This window comes from Mycobacterium sp. DL440 (assembly GCF_011745145.1).
Taxonomy (GTDB): Bacteria; Actinomycetota; Actinomycetes; order Mycobacteriales; family Mycobacteriaceae; genus Mycobacterium.
This window is the reverse complement of sequence record NZ_CP050191.1, coordinates 2,328,017-2,343,675: the sequence shown is the minus strand read 5'-3', so window position 1 is coordinate 2,343,675 and position 15,659 is coordinate 2,328,017. Positions and strand designations below refer to the sequence as shown.

Genomic DNA, 15,659 nt, shown 5'->3' with positions numbered 1-15,659 from the left:
CGTGGGCATCCTGTTTGGCTTCGCGCCGTGGATCATCTATTGGGTACTCGTCGGCAACGTGCCGTTCCTGGTCGCCGTGCTGGTGGCGCTGGCGACGGCCGTCGCGACGTTCACGATCAGCCGGATCTCCGGGGCGCCGGGGCGCACCCTGGAGGTTGGTGCGCTCGCGACATTCATCGTGCTCACGATCTTGACCCTGGTGTTGAGCCAGGACGTGATGGAGCGCTGGATACAGCCGCTGAGCACCGCCGGAATCTTCCTCGTCGCACTCGTCGGCCTGCTGATCGGTAAGCCGTTCGTGATGGAGTTCGCCGCGGCGGGCCAACCGCCCGGAGTCGTGGAAAGTGATCTGTTCCAACGGATCGTCAAGATCCTGACCTGGATCTGGGTGGGTGCATTCGCCGGGATGACGGTCTCCTCGGCCATCCCGCCGGTCGTGCAGGGTGATGCCACGATTCTGGACACCAAGACTCCGCTGTCGTTCATCTGCTACTGGGTCATCCCGTTCATCCTGCTGGGCCTGGCCGCGCTGGCCTCACGCGTCCTGCCCGACCGAATGACGGCCGGTATGAACGACATCGTGCGCAAGACCACCTTCGTGGCGTTCTCCGAAGCCGAGATCGACCAGCTCTACTACCTGGCCCAGGAGCACGCCAACCGCGAGGTCGGCGCCGGACAGGAAGCCTATGACGTCCGGGTCGGCGGTTCGGGAACTCCGTTGGTGGGCGATGAATCCCGCATGTCGTGGCCCTCGACATACAAGGTGCGCGACCGCAAGAGGTAGCAGCTCAGCGGGCAGGCAGCATGCCCAGCAGTCCGAACATCATGACGAGACCCGGCAGCAGGTTGGTCACCTGGTGGGCGATGATGCCGCCCCACAAACTTCCGGAGTACAGCCGCGCCAATGCAATTGGGATGGCAACCACCAGCAGGAGCGGAGCCCGCTCGGGTTCCAGGTGGGCGAAGGCAAATACGAGGGTGGACACGATCACCGCGACGATGCGCCCCCACCGTTGCTCGAGCGCACCCCACAGCAGTCCGCGATACACCACCTCTTCGCAGATCGGTGCGATGAACGCGACGAGGAGCAGGACCGCCACCGCCAGCGGCCACCCGGTCCGAACGCCCTCGTAGACCCCGCCGACGGCTGAGGTCGCGTCGGGTCCGACGATCGACTGGTACAGCAACGCAGCCGGCAGTGTGACGAACAGTCCGCCGATGCCGAATGCCAACCCGAGACCGACTGCACGCCAGGACCACTGCCATCGAAAGTCGATGCGGGCACCATTGCCGCGCCATTTCGCGATGGCGACGGCCAGGGTCGCGGCGACGAGCGTGGGCACCCCGATCGCCAGCGTGATCAACCCGGCCGGCGGCGGGCCCGGGGGTGCGAACAGACCGAACGCTGCCGAGGTGAGCAGATAGACGGCCTCGACGATGACGAAGGCGCCGAGGCCCCAGCGATGTGTGTTCACTTGGTTCCGAAGATGCGATCACCCGCATCGCCGACGCCAGGGACGATGTAGCCCTGCTCGTCGAGTTCCCGATCCAGTGCGGCGGCGTAGATGGGTACGTCCGGATGCGCCTGTTGCATGGCCTCGACGCCTTCCGGACATGTCAGCAGGCAGACGAATTTGATGGATCGGGGCCCGTATTCCTTGATGCGGTCGATGGCCGCGACGGCTGAATTGCCGGTGGCCAGCATCGGATCGACGACAACTACGTCCCGTTCGTCCAGATCGCTCGGAAGCTTGAAGTAATACTCCACGGCCACTCGGGTCTTCGGATCGCGGTACAGGCCGATATGGCCGACCCGGGCATTCGGCATCACACTGAGCATGCCGTCCAGGATGCCGCTGCCCGCCCGCAGAATGGACACGAACACGAGTTTTTTGCCGTCGATCACGGCTCCTGTCGTGGATTCCAGGGGCGTCTCGATGTCGATGTCGTGCACCGGGATGTCGCGCAGCACCTCATAACTCATCAGCATCGAGATCTCGATGAGCAACTGGCGAAATCCTTTGGTGGACAAGTCCTTCTGCCGCATCAGGGTGAGCTTGTGCTGCACCAGCGGATGGTCGATGACATGCAGGTTGCCCATCGTGTCCTCCTAGAAGACCGTGCCGTCGCTGACGATGGACAGCGGAGGGCGGCCGTCGCGCAGGCGCGCGGCGAGTGCCCGCCCGGTGGCCCACGTCCCGCCCTCCAGCACACAGGCCAGCGGCAACTGCGGGGCGTCGAGACGACCGCGGATCAGCGGCGCCAGTTCATCGAGCAGCGCGACGGTCAGTGCCCGCCATTCGACGACGAGCTCGTCGCCCACTGCCCACTCCTTCTCGGCGAGTGCGGCATCACGTAACCGCAGCACGCCGGTGTCGAGCAGCAGACCGCCGTTTCGGTATTCGGGCAGGCCGGTGAGGGCATCCAGATCGGTGACCACGACACCCGCCCGTTCGAACGGTTCCAGCAGGGAGTAGGTCAGCCACTGGGACAGTTTGTGAAACGGCATCCAGCCGCGCGACAGACCGGGCCCCGGGGCCGCCTGATGCCGCCAGCAGTCGCCGAGCGGTTGACCGCCGATGGTGTTGTCGGTGAGCCATACTCCCGACAAGGTGTCCAACAGCGTCGAGAGCAGGTCGTGGGCCGCGATGGTCGGACCGGTCGCTGTGTCGAACAGCCCCGCGGGCCGGCCGTGCGGGCCGAACACGGCAGGGCGAGCAGCCAGTTGCGCGCCGAGGCGACGCAGCAACTGCACCCGACCGGCGAGACCGACCAACGGATTTCCTGCACGCACCTGAAAGGCCGCAGCCAGGCTTTCGACGCCGAGGCGGCCCAACGCGGCGGCGTCGGCCCGCAGCGGATCGGCGGGATCGCTCGAGAACAATCCGCTACAGAAGGCGTGCCAGCTCGCCACCCCCAGCCCCTCGGAGCGGGTCAGCACAAGGCCGGTGCCGGGTTCGGTGTAATGCCAATCGGTTCCGGCTCCGGCGTCGAGCAACACGCTGACCACGGCCAGGTCGATCATTGATCGAGCGCGGGTCACGGTATCCACATTGGCTGTGTGCGAATCCAACTCGGCCCGGCGGTCCACACCTCCGGCCTCGAAATGGCGCCACCTGCTGTGGTATGGGATGGCGAGTGTCGGGTAGCGGGTGCGGGTGACGTCCGCGACCTCGGCGGCTGCCCGGTCCAGGGCATCGTCATCCACCAGGAACCAGGCGGAGTTGCCCACCCGGGCGCGCTGCAGAAGGTGTTGCGCCCGTTCGCGGATCGCGGTGGTCGTGCGCAGCGTGGCGACAGCGGCTGAGCCGTCCAGGGTGGTGGTCATGGCGTGAGTCCGCGGCCCTTGGCGATCTTCAGTTCGTCGGCGCCCGGTACCGGCCCGGGGGTGAAGTAGCCGGCGGCCATCTTGGCATCGATCTCCACCCGGGCGTCGGCCGGGATCAGGTCGTCGGGGATGTTGACCCGCTCGCCGACCTCGATTCCGGATCCGGTGATGGCGTCGTATTTCATGTTGCTCATCGACACCAGGCGGTGGATCTTGCGGATCCCCAGCCAGTGCAGAACGTCGGGCATGAGCTCTTGGAACCGCATATCCTGCACGCCCGCCACGCATTCGGTGCGGGCGAAGTACTGATCGGCGGTGTCGCCGCCGTGTTGGCGCTTGCGCGCGTTGTAGACCAGGAATTTCGTCACCTCTCCGAGTGCGCGGCCCTCCTTGCGTGAATAGGCGACCAGGCCGACCCCGCCGCGCTGGGCACCGGCGATGCATTCCTCGATCGCGTGTGCGAGATAGGGCCGGCACGTGCAGATGTCGGAGCCGAAGACGTCCGAACCGTTGCACTCGTCGTGTACCCGGGCGGTCAGTTCCACGGTCGGATCGGCCAAATCGGATGGTGCGCCGAAGATGTACACCGTCTGCCCGCCGATCGGCGGCAGGAACACCTCCAGGTCGCTGCGGGTGACGAGTTCGGGGTACATGCCCCCGGTCTCCTCGAACAGCACCCGGCGCAGCGCGGTCTCGGTGCAGCCGAACCTGGCGGCGACCCCGGGCAGGTACCACACCGGCTCGATGGCCGCCTTCGTCACCAGGGCCGTACCGTTTTCCAGGAGTATGTGGCCGTCCGGATGCAGCCGGCCGGCGGCGATGGCGGTGGCGACCTCCGGCACCATCACATGGGCCTTGGTCACCGCGATGGTCGGCCGGATGTCATAGCCGGCAGCCAGTTCGGCGGCGAACGCGTCAGCGACCATCGCGCCCCACGGATCCAGGCTGACGATCGTCTCGGATTGGCCCCACTGGGTGTACGGCCCGATCACATCGGTGGGCGAGGTATTGGTGAGATCGGCGCGGTGCTCCGGTGAGAGGGCGCCCGCGGCGACGGCCAAAGCCCGGTACACGCTGTAGGACCCGCTGTGGGTGCCGATCACGTTGCGGTGCGCACGTGTGGTGGTGGTACCGATCACCGGACCGCGCTCGGCAGCATTCGGTGCGGCCCACTGGATGGTCGGGGTGCCCGCGACAGCACTGTGGGACGTCAACCGGATATGCCGGGCCTTCGTCGGCTCCGCGGATGCACCACCTGACTCGACGACCATGTCGGTGCTCCTTCCTCGGTGCCCGTGCCCGGCTGAGACATTCCAGTGAACCCCGATTCGGCGGGTTCTGCATGCGGTGTGCCCGTACGGTCGGTTGGGTGCGCTGGATCGTGGACGGCATGAACGTCATCGGCACCCGACCGGACGGCTGGTGGAAGGATCGCCGCAGCGCGATGGCAGGTTTGGTCGAGCGGCTCGAGCACTGGGCCGCGGCCGGGGGACACCCGGTGACGGTGGTGTTCGAAGGGCCGACGACGCCGCCGATCGAATCTGCGGTGATCGAGATCGGCCATGCCCCAAGGGCGGCCGCGAATTCGGCCGATGACGAGATCGTGAGATTGGTCCTGGCCGATCCGCGACCCGACGAGATCACCGTCGTTACATCGGACAGCGGGCTGGCCGCGAGGGTTCGCGATGCGGGCGCACTCGTGCAACCTGCTGCCGGTTTCCGGGACCAGATCGACTCATTCTGAATACCCCAGCGCCCTGCTGCATTACCGTCACCGGCATGCGCGACGATGCGGTCGGCATCAGCGGTGTTGACCTCACAGATCCTGCCGTCTACCAGGCCGGTATCCCGGTCGAGGCTTTCCGTGAACTTCGGCGGCGGGCCCCCGTCGCGTGGCACCCGTACGGTGACGCGGGTTTCTGGGCGCTCACCGGCTATGACGAGGTACTCGCGGTGTCGCGGGACAGCGCAACGTGGTCCTCGCAGCAGACCGGGGTCATGCTCGACGTTCCTCGGTCGGAGGAGGCCTACCAGCTCAGCCTGATGATGCTGACGATGGACCCGCCGAGACACACCGTCTTGCGGAAGCTGGTGAGCACGGGGTTCACCCCGCGGCATGTGGGGCAACTGAATTCTCGAGTGGCAGACCTCGCAGCCGAGATCATCGACGGTGTGTTGGACCGCGGCGAATGTGATCTCGTGTCCGACGTCGCGGGCGCGTTGCCGTCGTACGTGATCGCCGAACTGCTCGGGATCCCGCATGAGGACGGTCGCCGACTCTATGTGCTGACCGAGATCATGAATACGGAGCGGGTCGGCACACCCACCGAGTCGGCGATACAGGCTATGGGAGAAATGTTCGAATACGCGTCGGCACTTGCCGAACGCAAGCGTGCCGACCCGACCGACGACATCGCGAGTGCGCTGCTGCAGGCCGCAGTGGATGGTCAACGCCTCACCGACCTGGAGTTCAACCTGTTCTTCCTGTTGTTGATCAACGCCGGTGGTGACACCACCCGCAACCTGGTCGCGGCTGGGACACTTGCCCTCCTCGAGCATCCCGATGAACAAGCCCGGCTCACGGCCAACCCGGAACTTCTCCCGACCGCAGTCGAAGAGATGCTGCGCTACGTCAGCCCGGTGAACGTATTCGCCCGCACCGCAACGAAAGACACTCAGTTGCGCGGTGTGCGCATCGCCGAAGGGGAGCGGGTGGCCATGTTCTTCCCGTCGGCCAATCGCGACGAGACGCGCGCTTCGGAGACTCGGACCGCTTCGACATCGGCCGCGACCCGAACCCACACCTGGCTTTCGGCGGCGGGGGGACACATTTCTGCCTCGGGGCAAACCTGGCCCGAGTGGAGGCCACGGCGATATTCCCCGAAATCCTGGGCCGGATGAAAGATCTCGAGATTGTCGGGCCAGTAGAACGGGTGCGCTCGAACCTGATGAACGGCATCCATGCGATGCCGGTGCGGTTCACGGCAGCGTGATCAGCCCGCGGTCGGGCCAGGCGGCTGTAGGCGTACCGCCTCGATATCGCCGTCGATGATCAACTGCCGCAGGGTTTTCCGGTCGAACTTTCCGCTGGACAGAGTGGGGATCCGTTCGCTGTCGGTCAGCGCCCAGCGGGTAGGGACCTTGTAGGCGGACAATTGTTCCCGAGCGTAGGCGGCCAGGGCTGCCAGGTCGAGTTCCGCGGCGGGCACCACGACCGCGCAGACCTCCTCGCCGCGGTGCGGGTCGTCGATGCCGACGACCACACACTGCGCCACGGCGGCAGATTCGGAGATGACGGCCTCGACCTCCAACGGCGAGACGTTGGCCCCGGCGGCCTTGATCAGATCAGTGGTGCGCCCGACGTAGAACAGCCGGGGATCGCCGTCGCGCCGGTACACCTGGTCGCCGCTGTGGTACCAGCCGTCGGCGTCGAAGGTCTCCGACCGTTCGCGCTTGTTGTACCCGGCCATCACTCCGATACCTCGGACCAGGAGTTCGCCGGTGTCCCCGGGGGCAACCGGGGCGCCGTCGTCATCGACGATGGCCATGTCGGTGAAGACAAAGCCACCCGCAGTCTCAGACATGGTGCGGTGCACCGGAAATCCGTCGGGCACATCGGTCATGGCGATGTCCAGCGGACCCTCGCGCAGCATCGGTGCACTGCTCAGATCCCGGTCGGCGAACGAGGGATGGTCGCGCAACCGCTGCGTGAACGCCGGCCAGCCCACGATCCCGGTGATCCGTTCCCGCTCAGCCAGGTCCAGTGCGGTTTCCGGATCCAGTTTTGCCATCGTCACCAGAGCCACGGGCTCATGCAGGGCTCCGGTCACCGCGAGCAGTCCGCCGATCCAGAAGAACGGCATCGCGCACAACACCCGGGACTCGTCCTGCGACCGGGTGATCGCCCTGATGGCGGCGGGCCAGGTCGAGGTTTGACGCACCAGGGTGCCATGGGTGTGCAGGACACCTTTGGGATCGGCGGTGGATCCGGAGGTGTGCACCATGATCGCGAGGTCGGCGGCGGACACTTCGGCTTCCACGGCGGCCAGGACCTCGGCCGGGACGCCGTCGGTGGTTTCGTCGCATCCGCGCGACGCCCAGGGCCGGTCGACAGAGCCGATCACCGCGATGCGGCGCAGATAGGGAGCGGCACGCAGGGTCAGCCGGCTCGTGGAGTGGCCGGCCAGTTCGGGTAGGGCTTTCTCCAACCGTTCGGCGACGTCGATGTTCAGCACCGTGCTGGGGGTGATGAGCAGACCGATGTCGGCCAGGCGCAGCACCTTTGCGATCTCGGCGGGTGTGTACAGCGTGCTGAGCGGTACCGCCACTGCCCCGATCCGCGATACCGCGAGCCACCACGTCACCCACTCGGTGCCGTTGGGGAAGAACAGGCCGACGCGACTGCCCTTGCCGACTCCTTCGCGCAGCAGCCAGCGCGCCAGTCGCGCCGACCGTTGCTCGGCCTCGAGGTAGGTGAGTCGATCGGTGGGGGTGACCAGGTAGACGGACTCGCCGAACTCGGCGACGCTGTGCTGCAGCAGTGCGGGGATCGTCAGCGGGGATTGCGTCACCCGCCCATCTTCTCCAATGGATGGCGGCGGTCCACCCGCGGTGGGTCAGTGACTCCCGCAGGCCGTGCAGTCGTCCCGTGGCGGACGTGGATCGCGGGGATTGTCAGGGTCGGGATCACCGAACCACCGCGAGGGCTCATGCTCGGGGTAGGTGTCGTGCCAGGACCACCACTCGTAGGCCTTGGTCTGCGGGTATCCCGGCGGGGAGTCCTCCCAGCTCTCCTGGCGGCCGAGCGCGGTCATGTCCAGGAAGTTCCAGGTGTTGACGAACGCCTCGTCGCCGCGGTTGTCGATGAAATAGGTGCGGAATATCCGGTCCTCGTCGCGGATGAAGGCGTTGGTGCCGTGCCATTCATCGACACCGAAGTCCACGTCGAATGCCGCATCCGGGCGGGGGACCATGGTGTACCAGGGATGGCCCCACCCCATGCGGGCCTTGATCCGGGCGATTTCGGTCTGCGACCCGCGTGAGGCGTACACGAGTGTGGTGTCGCGGGCATTGAGGTGGGCCAGGTTGCCGATGTGGTCGGCCATCAACGAACAGCCGACACAACCGTGTTCCGGCCAACCGTGCACACCGGGGTCGAGGAAGGCGCGGTAGACGATCAGCTGGCGACGACCGGCGAACAGGTCGAGCAGGGTCACGGCGCCTTCGGGGCCCTCGAACTCGTAGTCCTTTTCGACCGGGGTCCACGGCATGCGCCGGCGCAGCGCGGCGAGTCGGTCCCGTGCGCGGGTGAATTCCTTTTCCTTGACCAGCACTTCGTCGAGTGCGACCTGCCAGTCGACGGCCGGCACGATCGGTGGATTCTTCACGGCTGCTCCCGTCCTCGGTTACGCGCGGTGCCCAACAAACATTCAACACATCAGTTGAATATCGCTTCCCTCAGCGAACCACGGCACGCCGCTATAGTCAACAAGGTGGTTGAAGATCAAGTTCTGGACCGCGCATATTCGGCCCTGGCCGATCCGACCCGTCGTCGGCTGCTGGAGACCCTGCGTCAGGGCGACGCCCGGATCAGCGACCTGGCCGCCCCGTTGCCCATGACCTTCGCCGGCGTCTCGCGCCATATCGGGGTGCTGGAAGCCGCCGGTCTGGTGCAGCGCGAGGTGCGCGGTCGGGAGCACTGGGTGTCGCTTAAGCCGGACGGATTGACGCTGGCCCAGCAATGGATGAACGAACAGACGGACTTCTGGTCGAGCCGCGCCGACGCGCTGGCCGCACGGTTGCGGCGGCAGGCGGGCTCCCGATGACCGACGCGCCGACCGTCCGCGTACAACGATTGATGCCTGCGGAGCCCGATGTGGTGTTCGACCAGTGGCTCGACCCGGAGTCGCTGCTGGAGTGGATGTGTCCCCGCCCGGTGCGCTGCGTCGAGGTGACCGTCGAGCCCCGCGTCGGCGGGCTGGTCCGTTTCGACCTCGACGCTTCCGGTGCCAGCGTTCTGACCACCGGACAGTTTCTGGCCATCGAGCGTCCTCGCCTGCTCCGGTTCACCTGGAGCAACTCGAACTGGATCGATCCGACCGCCACCAGCATCGTCAATGTCGAATTCGAGCCGGCCGGTGACGGCCAGACGATGATGACCATCGAGCATTCCCTTTTGCCACCAGAGGAATTCGGCAACTTCCACAGCGGATGGACTCTCACGCTCGAGCAGCTGGCAACCTTCCTCGAGGGTGCCGCCACCTAGACTGCGGGCATGGACAGCGGCACCCAGGTTCAATACGAAGCTCCGGCAGGTCTGCTGCGCATCGAGGACTGCCTGGACAAGGCCGGGGGCATCGTGCTGCCCCCGGGTACCACCCTGATCTCGCTCATCGACCGCAACATCGCCCACGTCGGCGACCTCGTCGCCTACCGCTACCTGGATTACAGCCACGCCGAGGAAGAGATCTTCGAGCTGACCTGGACCCAGCTGGGCGTTCGGCTACGGGGCGTCGCTGCACGGCTGCAGCAGGTCGCCGCCCGGGGTGACCGCGTCGCCGTCCTAGCGCCGCAGGGCCTCGACTATGTCGTCGGCTTCTTCGCCGCGATCAAGGCGGGGAACACCGCGGTGCCACTGTTCGCGCCGGAATTGCAGGGTCACGCCGAACGACTCGAAACTGCGCTGCTCGATTGCCGTCCGACGACCGTGCTCACCACCGCTGCCGCCGCCGACGCTGTACAGGCGTTCCTGGCGAAACTGCCGGACAGCCTGCGGCCCGAGGTGGTGATCATCGACGAGGTGCCCGACTCGGTGGGGGGTGGCTTCACCCCGATCAGGGTTGGTCCCGACGACATCTCCCACCTGCAGTACACCTCGGGCTCGACGCGTCCGCCGGTCGGAGTGGAGATCACCCACCGTGCGGTCGGCACCAACCTGCTGCAGATGATTCTGTCCATCGATCTACTGAACCGAAACACGCACGGCCTCAGCTGGTTACCGCTCTATCACGACATGGGCCTGTCCATGATCGGGTTCCCCGCGGTGTATGGCGGGCACTCGACGCTGATGTCGCCGACCGCGTTCATCCGTCGCCCCGAGCGTTGGGTCCGGGCGATGTCGGAGGCGTCGAAGCACGGCCGCGTCATCACCGCCGCACCGAATTTCGCCTACGAATGGACCGCGCAGCGCGGTGTGCCCGCAGCGGGGGAGGACATCGATCTGAGCAACGTGGTGCTCATCATCGGTTCGGAACCCGTGATCCCCGAGGTGATCACGGCATTCAATGAGGTGTTCGCGCCCTACGGGCTGCCGCCGACAGCATTCAAACCGTCCTACGGCATCGCCGAGGCGACTCTGCTGATCTCGACGATCGCCCCGGCCGAACAGGCATCGGTGGTCTATTTCGACCGCGCGCATCTCGCCGTCGGGCGTGCGGTCCGTGTCAGCGCTCACGCGGAAGGTGCCGTCGCCCATGTGTCGTGCGGCCACCCGGCCCGCAGCCTGTGGGCGGTGATCGTCGATCCGGCGACTGCCGACGGGTCGGCAGCAGCCGAGGTGCCGGACGGCCGGGTCGGCGAGATCTGGTTGCACGGCAACAACATCGGCCGGGGCTACTGGGGCCGGCCGGCGGAGACGCGCAAGGTCTTCGATGTATCGCTGCACTCACGCCTTGCCTCGGACAGTCACGCCGGGGGTCTTCCTGAGGACGCGACCTGGCTGCGTACCGGCGATCTCGGGGTGTACTTCGAGGGGCAGTTCTACGTGACCGGGCGGATGGCCGACCTCGTGCAGATCGACGGTCGCAGCCACTACCCGCAGGACATCGAGGCCACGGTGGCGGAGGCCTCACCGCTGGTCCGGCGTGGCTATGTCACCGCGTTCACCGTGTCTCCCGGGCTGGTGGTGATCGCCGAACGTGCGGCCGGCACCAGCCGCACCGACCCCGCCGAGGCGAGTGAGGCCATCCGGGCGGCGGTGGCCGGCCGGCACGGATTGACCGTGGCGGATCTGCGATTCCTTCCAGCGGGCGGGATCCCGCGGACCACCAGCGGCAAGCTGGCCCGGGTGGCTTGCCGCGCTGAGTATCTGGACGGCACATTGGGCGTGCGGTGACGCCGCGTCGCAGGCATGCTGCTGGTATGAGTAGAGACGAGATCACCGCCGCGATCGTGGAAGCCCGCCTGACCAAGGGCCTGACTTGGCAGCAGTTGGCAGACGCCATCGACAAGCCCGTGGTGTGGACCGTGTCCGCATTGCTCGGACAACACCCGGTTCCGGCCGAATCGGGCAAGATCATCGTGGACCTACTCGGATTGGACGATTCGGTGATCCCGGTGCTGGCCGCGGTGCCGATGCGCGGCGGTTTGCCGTCGGCCGTGCCCACCGATCCCACCATCTACCGGTTCTACGAGGCACTTCAGGTGTACGGCGGGGCGCTCAAGGAACTCATCCACGAACAGTTCGGTGACGGCATCATGAGCGCCATCAACTTCAGCGTCGACATCCAGCGCAAATCACACCCCTCCGGGGACCGGGTGGTGGTGACGTTCGACGGAAAGTTCTTGCCCTACGACTGGACGGCGGCCGAGAGAGTGGTCCGCTGCTAGTTTGCAGTCGTGGGCCAGTTCTCAGATTCGTGGGCGGCGCTGCGTGCGGCGGTGGCCGGGCTCGAGGCGCAGGACTTCGAGCGATCTTCTGGCTGTGCCGGATGGCTGATTCGAGACCTGGTGTGCCACCTCGTCATTGATGCTCAAGATGTGTTGATCACGCTGGTCACCCCGGCCGATGCTGAACCGACCCGCGACGCCCTGACCTACTGGGAGGTCTCTGACACCCCTCCGACCGGTGAGGATCCGCTGGACGCGCTGACCGTCAGACTGGCCGCGGCATACCGGGATCCGGATCTGCTCAAGTTCCATCTCGACGACGTGGGTTCGGCTGCGGGACGCGCGGCCGACCTTGCCGACCAGGACCTGCGGGTTGCCACGCAGGGGCAGGTCCTCACTGTCGAGGACTACCTGGATGCCTACGTTCTGGAATGGACGTTGCACCACCTCGACCTGATCGCGCACCTGCCGAAGGTGGTGGGGCCGCCCGCGCCCGGGTTGGCCCGATCACGCGCGATGTTGGGCGACATCGCCGGTGTCCGGTTTCCCGCGAAATTCTCCGACGCGGACGTTCTGCTGGTTGCGACGGGCCGCCGGGCTCCGACCGATTCGGAGGCGGCCGATCTCGGTGCGGCGGCGGCACGGCTGCCGTTCGTCCTGGGCTGATCCTGGCCAAGCGGGCCGCTGACGGTTCATGATTGCCAGATATCTCTGCGGCGACAGTAAGGATTCTGATGGCTACTCATCGAGCTGTTCACGTCCAGTCATCCGGCGGTGCGCTGGAACTCGTTGACGCCCAGACTGTCTCGCCCGATCGGGGGCAGGTTCGGGTCGCCGTGGCCGCGTGCGGGGTCTGCGGCACCGATCAGGCCATCATCAACGGCGGGTTCCCGGGCATCGCCTGGCCGCTGACCCCGGGCCACGAGATCGCCGGCACCATCGCGGAAGTGGGCGCGGGCGTCACCGATTTCGCGGTAGGTGACCGCGTGGCGATCGGATGGTTCGGCGGGCACTGCGGGGTCTGCATTCCGTGCCGTAAGGGCCTGTTCATCCACTGCGAAAAGGGACAGATACCGAGCCTGCATTATCCGGGTGGCTACGCGGAATCCGTGACGGTGCCGGCCAACGCACTCGCCAGGATCCCCGACGAACTGTCCTTCGCCGAGGCCGCTCCGATGGGGTGTGCCGGGGTGACGACCTACAACGCGCTGCGCCACACCCGTGCCCTCCCCGGGGACGTGGTCGCGGTCCTGGGCGTGGGTGGCTTGGGACACCTCGGGTTGCAGTTCGCCCATGCGATGGGCTTCGAGACCGTCGCCATCGCCCGCGGCCCCGGCAAGGAAGCCGATACCCGTTCGCTGGGGGCCCGGCACTACATCGACTCGACCGCCGGCGACGTCAGTTCAGCGCTGCGGGACCTGGGCGGCGCGGCTGTGGTGCTGGCCACGGTGGGCAATTCGCAGGCGATGGCCGACACCGTTGGAGGGCTCGCACCACGCGGCGAACTGGTGGTGATCGGGGTGTCGGCGGACCCGCTCCCGATCAGCCCGGTGCAACTGATCCAGCCCGCGCTGAGCATCTCCGGGCACCCGTCTGGAACGGCACGTGACGTCGAGGAGACGATGCATTTCGCGGTGCTGTCGGGGGTACGGGCCCGGATCGAGGAGCGCCCACTCGACGAGGCGGCGAACGCCTACGCCGCGATGGAACAGGGGCAGGCGCGCTACCGCATGGTCCTGACCGTCTGACCGGTGGTCGAATCCGGTTATCTCGCCCCACTGGTCACAGCGAACGGGTAGCGTCGGGACTTCGTTTGCTGGACGACGAATCGGTGGGGGCCGGATGGCGTGGAAGCGGATGGCGACGGTTGCCGGCAGGTTTTTCTCCGGTAGGTCACCTGGCGTTGCCCAAGAGTTCGCTCGTGATATCTACTCTGCCCCGGTGCTTTTCATGCCGGGACGTCTCCGAACACTGGCAATGGCGGCGCTTGTCGCCATTGCGTGGTGCGCCGCCGGGGTGACCCCGGCCTCGGCCGCACCTGTGCCGTCGGCGCAGATCGACTTCGGGGGCATGATGCGCACGTATCGGCTCCACCTGCCGGCCGGCGGTGGCGCCCCTTCGGGTCTGGTCGTCAACCTTCACGCCGCCGGTGCGACGGGCGGCGACCAGGCCGCGCTCACCCACTACGACGGCGTCGCCGACGCCCACGGGTTCGCCGTGGTCTATCCCGACGGGATCGACTACAGCTGGGCTGACGGCCGCGGCGCGTCGGTGCCGGACCGCCAGGGGGTCGACGACGTCGGGTTCATCTCGACCCTGGTCGACCGCCTCGTCTCGGAAAACGGCATCCCGCGGGGCCGCGTGTATGCCACCGGTCTGTCGGCGGGCGGCTTCATGGCCAACCGGTTGGCGTGTGACCGGGCTGACCTGTTCGCCGCGATCGCCCCGGTCGCCGGGACGCTCGGAACGAATGTGGGCTGCAATCCGTCGAGGCCCGTGTCGGTTCTCGCCTCCTACGGCACTGCAGACCCCATCGTGCCGTTCAACGGCGGACCGATGACGGGGCGCGGCGGGGGAAGCACGGTGCTGTCGGGGTCCGCATTGGTGGACCGGTGGCGCCAGATCAACGGTTGCCCGGCTCCGTCTGACGAGGTGCTGCCCGGTACCGGCGACGGCACCGAAACGCACCGCATCGCCTCTGATGGGTGTGCGGCCGGAACCTCGGTGGTGTTCATGCGGGTCGACGGGGGCGGGCACACTTGGCCGGGCGTTCCCGAGATTCTTCCGCCCCAGTCCGTCGGGGCCGCCAGTCGGGCCTTCGACGCCTCGGATGCCTCCGGTCAGTTTTTCGCCTCTCACGGCAGATAGCCGCGAATATTCATCACGCCGCGGTTAACCCATTTTGAGTTCGGTTCGGCACATGCGCAGGGATCGAATAGTGCTCAATACCAATTGAATTCGCGACACAGTTGCGGCAGTGCACGGTCAAGTGCGGCGGCGTCGCTCCGACTTGCGTCGGCGCGGCCGCCGGCGTCGCGGCCATATGGTTTCCGGTGTGGTTGATTGGCACAGCTGGCACGAAGACTATGACAGGCCCGATTCGGCGTTGGCGCACCGACTTCGCGCGGTGCAGACATTGATCAGGCAGGCGCTGGATGAGGCTCCGGCCGGCCCGCTGCGGGTCGTGAGCCTGTGCGCCGGGCAGGGCCGCGACCTGCTCGAGGTATTGGCCGGGCATCCGCGACGCGATGATGTGCGGGCGCGCCTGGTCGAATTGGATCCCCGCAACGCCGCAGTCGCCGCCGAGGCGGTGAACAACTATGGACTGACCGGGGTAGAGGTCGTGACCGGTGATGCCGCGGTCATCGACCACTATCAGGATCTGGTACCCGCCGACATCGTGGTGGCCTGCGGCATCTTCGGCAATATCACCGATGAGGACATCGAGCGGACGATCGGCATCCTTCCGCAGCTGACCAAGTCTGGCGGCACCGTGCTGTGGACCCGGGGGCGCACCGTTCCGGACCGGGTTCCCTTGATCCTCAACTGGTTTGACGAGCGCGGCTTCGACCTGGTCTGGGTGTCTCAGCCGGATGTGAGCTACGGCGTGGGAGCCCATCGCTTTACCGGGCAACCCGAACCACTGGCAGCCGGCACCCAGATCTTCACCTTTGTCGGCTCCGATGTGATCCGGGCCGCCGACCGCGCCCGCCACGCCGGCTGA

Annotated in this window: 17 protein-coding genes; 11 read left to right on the top strand and 6 right to left on the bottom strand. The window is 66.7% G+C overall.

Annotated elements, in window-relative coordinates; all coding sequences use genetic code 11:
- Nucleotide 1 precedes the first annotated feature (1 nt).
- Nucleotides 2-784: a hypothetical protein gene (locus HBE63_RS11355; RefSeq protein ID WP_166904834.1), complete on the top strand. Its 783-nt coding sequence runs from the start codon at nucleotides 2-4 to the stop codon at nucleotides 782-784.
- Nucleotides 785-788: 4 nt separating this feature from the next.
- Here the strand turns inward: HBE63_RS11355 and HBE63_RS11350 are convergent, their stop codons facing one another.
- The 4 genes from HBE63_RS11350 to HBE63_RS11335 are packed head-to-tail and all read right to left on the bottom strand — an operon-like array spanning nucleotide 789 to nucleotide 4,599.
- Entirely contained in the window at nucleotides 789-1,475 is a 687-nt protein-coding gene (locus HBE63_RS11350) for a CPBP family intramembrane glutamic endopeptidase (protein ID WP_166904833.1), read from the bottom strand.
- Nucleotides 1,472-2,101 (bottom strand): uracil phosphoribosyltransferase, encoded by a 630-nt coding sequence (gene upp / locus HBE63_RS11345; RefSeq protein ID WP_166904832.1) that lies wholly within the window; start codon nucleotides 2,099-2,101, stop codon nucleotides 1,472-1,474. Before upp ends, HBE63_RS11350 begins: the two co-directional genes overlap by 4 nt.
- 9 nt (nucleotides 2,102-2,110) lie before the next feature.
- Nucleotides 2,111-3,328 (bottom strand): URC4/urg3 family protein, encoded by a 1,218-nt coding sequence (locus tag HBE63_RS11340; RefSeq protein ID WP_166904831.1) that lies wholly within the window; start codon nucleotides 3,326-3,328, stop codon nucleotides 2,111-2,113.
- Nucleotides 3,325-4,599, bottom strand: coding sequence for a GTP cyclohydrolase II (locus HBE63_RS11335; protein WP_166904830.1), 1,275 nt, complete (start codon nucleotides 4,597-4,599; stop codon nucleotides 3,325-3,327). Before HBE63_RS11335 ends, HBE63_RS11340 begins: the two co-directional genes overlap by 4 nt.
- 98 nt (nucleotides 4,600-4,697) lie before the next feature.
- Here HBE63_RS11335 and HBE63_RS11330 point away from each other — a divergent pair, with 98 nt between their 5' ends.
- Together HBE63_RS11330 and HBE63_RS11325 are read left to right on the top strand one after the other, a co-directional pair.
- Entirely contained in the window at nucleotides 4,698-5,072 is a 375-nt protein-coding gene (locus HBE63_RS11330; protein WP_166904829.1) for an NYN domain-containing protein, read from the top strand.
- Nucleotides 5,073-5,107: 35 nt separating this feature from the next.
- Nucleotides 5,108-6,229, top strand: coding sequence for a cytochrome P450 (locus HBE63_RS11325; protein ID WP_243858610.1), 1,122 nt, complete (start codon nucleotides 5,108-5,110; stop codon nucleotides 6,227-6,229).
- 92 nt (nucleotides 6,230-6,321) lie between these two features.
- Here the strand turns inward: HBE63_RS11325 and HBE63_RS11320 are convergent, their stop codons facing one another.
- Complete coding sequence (locus tag HBE63_RS11320; protein WP_166904828.1) at nucleotides 6,322-7,899, bottom strand: class I adenylate-forming enzyme family protein; 1,578 nt, start codon at nucleotides 7,897-7,899, stop codon at nucleotides 6,322-6,324.
- Between the two features lie 45 nt (nucleotides 7,900-7,944).
- Nucleotides 7,945-8,715, bottom strand: a complete 771-nt coding sequence (locus HBE63_RS11315) for a DUF899 domain-containing protein (protein WP_166904827.1) — start codon at nucleotides 8,713-8,715, stop codon at nucleotides 7,945-7,947.
- A 105-nt stretch (nucleotides 8,716-8,820) separates the two neighbouring features.
- Here HBE63_RS11315 and HBE63_RS11310 point away from each other — a divergent pair, with 105 nt between their 5' ends.
- From HBE63_RS11310 to HBE63_RS11275, 8 genes are all read left to right on the top strand, one after another.
- Nucleotides 8,821-9,153: a helix-turn-helix transcriptional regulator gene (locus HBE63_RS11310; RefSeq protein ID WP_166904826.1), complete on the top strand. Its 333-nt coding sequence runs from the start codon at nucleotides 8,821-8,823 to the stop codon at nucleotides 9,151-9,153.
- A complete protein-coding gene (locus HBE63_RS11305; protein WP_166904825.1) occupies nucleotides 9,150-9,593 on the top strand; it encodes an SRPBCC domain-containing protein in 444 nt (147 codons plus the stop codon). Before HBE63_RS11310 ends, HBE63_RS11305 begins: the two co-directional genes overlap by 4 nt.
- Before the next feature lie 9 nt (nucleotides 9,594-9,602).
- Nucleotides 9,603-11,441, top strand: a complete 1,839-nt coding sequence (locus HBE63_RS11300; protein WP_166904824.1) for a fatty acyl-AMP ligase — start codon at nucleotides 9,603-9,605, stop codon at nucleotides 11,439-11,441.
- A gap of 26 nt (nucleotides 11,442-11,467) precedes the next feature.
- Nucleotides 11,468-11,935 carry a cyanase gene (gene cynS / locus HBE63_RS11295; protein ID WP_166904823.1) on the top strand — a complete coding sequence of 156 codons (468 nt, stop codon included), beginning with the start codon at nucleotides 11,468-11,470 and terminating at the stop codon, nucleotides 11,933-11,935.
- A 9-nt stretch (nucleotides 11,936-11,944) separates the two neighbouring features.
- Nucleotides 11,945-12,601: a maleylpyruvate isomerase N-terminal domain-containing protein gene (locus HBE63_RS11290; protein ID WP_166904822.1), complete on the top strand. Its 657-nt coding sequence runs from the start codon at nucleotides 11,945-11,947 to the stop codon at nucleotides 12,599-12,601.
- A 68-nt stretch (nucleotides 12,602-12,669) separates the two neighbouring features.
- Nucleotides 12,670-13,683 carry an alcohol dehydrogenase catalytic domain-containing protein gene (locus HBE63_RS11285; RefSeq protein ID WP_166904821.1) on the top strand — a complete coding sequence of 338 codons (1,014 nt, stop codon included), beginning with the start codon at nucleotides 12,670-12,672 and terminating at the stop codon, nucleotides 13,681-13,683.
- A 202-nt stretch (nucleotides 13,684-13,885) separates the two neighbouring features.
- Nucleotides 13,886-14,803 carry a PHB depolymerase family esterase gene (locus tag HBE63_RS11280; protein WP_208301348.1) on the top strand — a complete coding sequence of 306 codons (918 nt, stop codon included), beginning with the start codon at nucleotides 13,886-13,888 and terminating at the stop codon, nucleotides 14,801-14,803.
- Between the two features lie 187 nt (nucleotides 14,804-14,990).
- Nucleotides 14,991-15,659 (top strand): class I SAM-dependent methyltransferase family protein, encoded by a 669-nt coding sequence (locus HBE63_RS11275; protein ID WP_208301347.1) that lies wholly within the window; start codon nucleotides 14,991-14,993, stop codon nucleotides 15,657-15,659.

Bases quoted from the DNA above. Each gene is read 5' to 3' on its own strand.
- upp (WP_166904832.1), bottom strand. From the start codon at position 2,101: ATGGGCAACCTGCATGTCATCGACCATCCGCTGGTGCAGCACAAGCTC.
- HBE63_RS11340 (WP_166904831.1), bottom strand. From the start codon at position 3,328: ATGACCACCACCCTGGACGGCTCAGCCGCTGTCGCCACGCTGCGCACG.
- HBE63_RS11335 (WP_166904830.1), bottom strand. From the start codon at position 4,599: ATGGTCGTCGAGTCAGGTGGTGCATCCGCGGAGCCGACGAAGGCCCGG.
- HBE63_RS11325 (WP_243858610.1), top strand. From the start codon at position 5,108: ATGCGCGACGATGCGGTCGGCATCAGCGGTGTTGACCTCACAGATCCT.
- HBE63_RS11305 (WP_166904825.1), top strand. From the start codon at position 9,150: ATGACCGACGCGCCGACCGTCCGCGTACAACGATTGATGCCTGCGGAG.
- HBE63_RS11300 (WP_166904824.1), top strand. From the start codon at position 9,603: ATGGACAGCGGCACCCAGGTTCAATACGAAGCTCCGGCAGGTCTGCTG.
- cynS (WP_166904823.1), top strand. From the start codon at position 11,468: ATGAGTAGAGACGAGATCACCGCCGCGATCGTGGAAGCCCGCCTGACC.
- HBE63_RS11285 (WP_166904821.1), top strand. From the start codon at position 12,670: ATGGCTACTCATCGAGCTGTTCACGTCCAGTCATCCGGCGGTGCGCTG.
- HBE63_RS11280 (WP_208301348.1), top strand. From the start codon at position 13,886: ATGCCGGGACGTCTCCGAACACTGGCAATGGCGGCGCTTGTCGCCATT.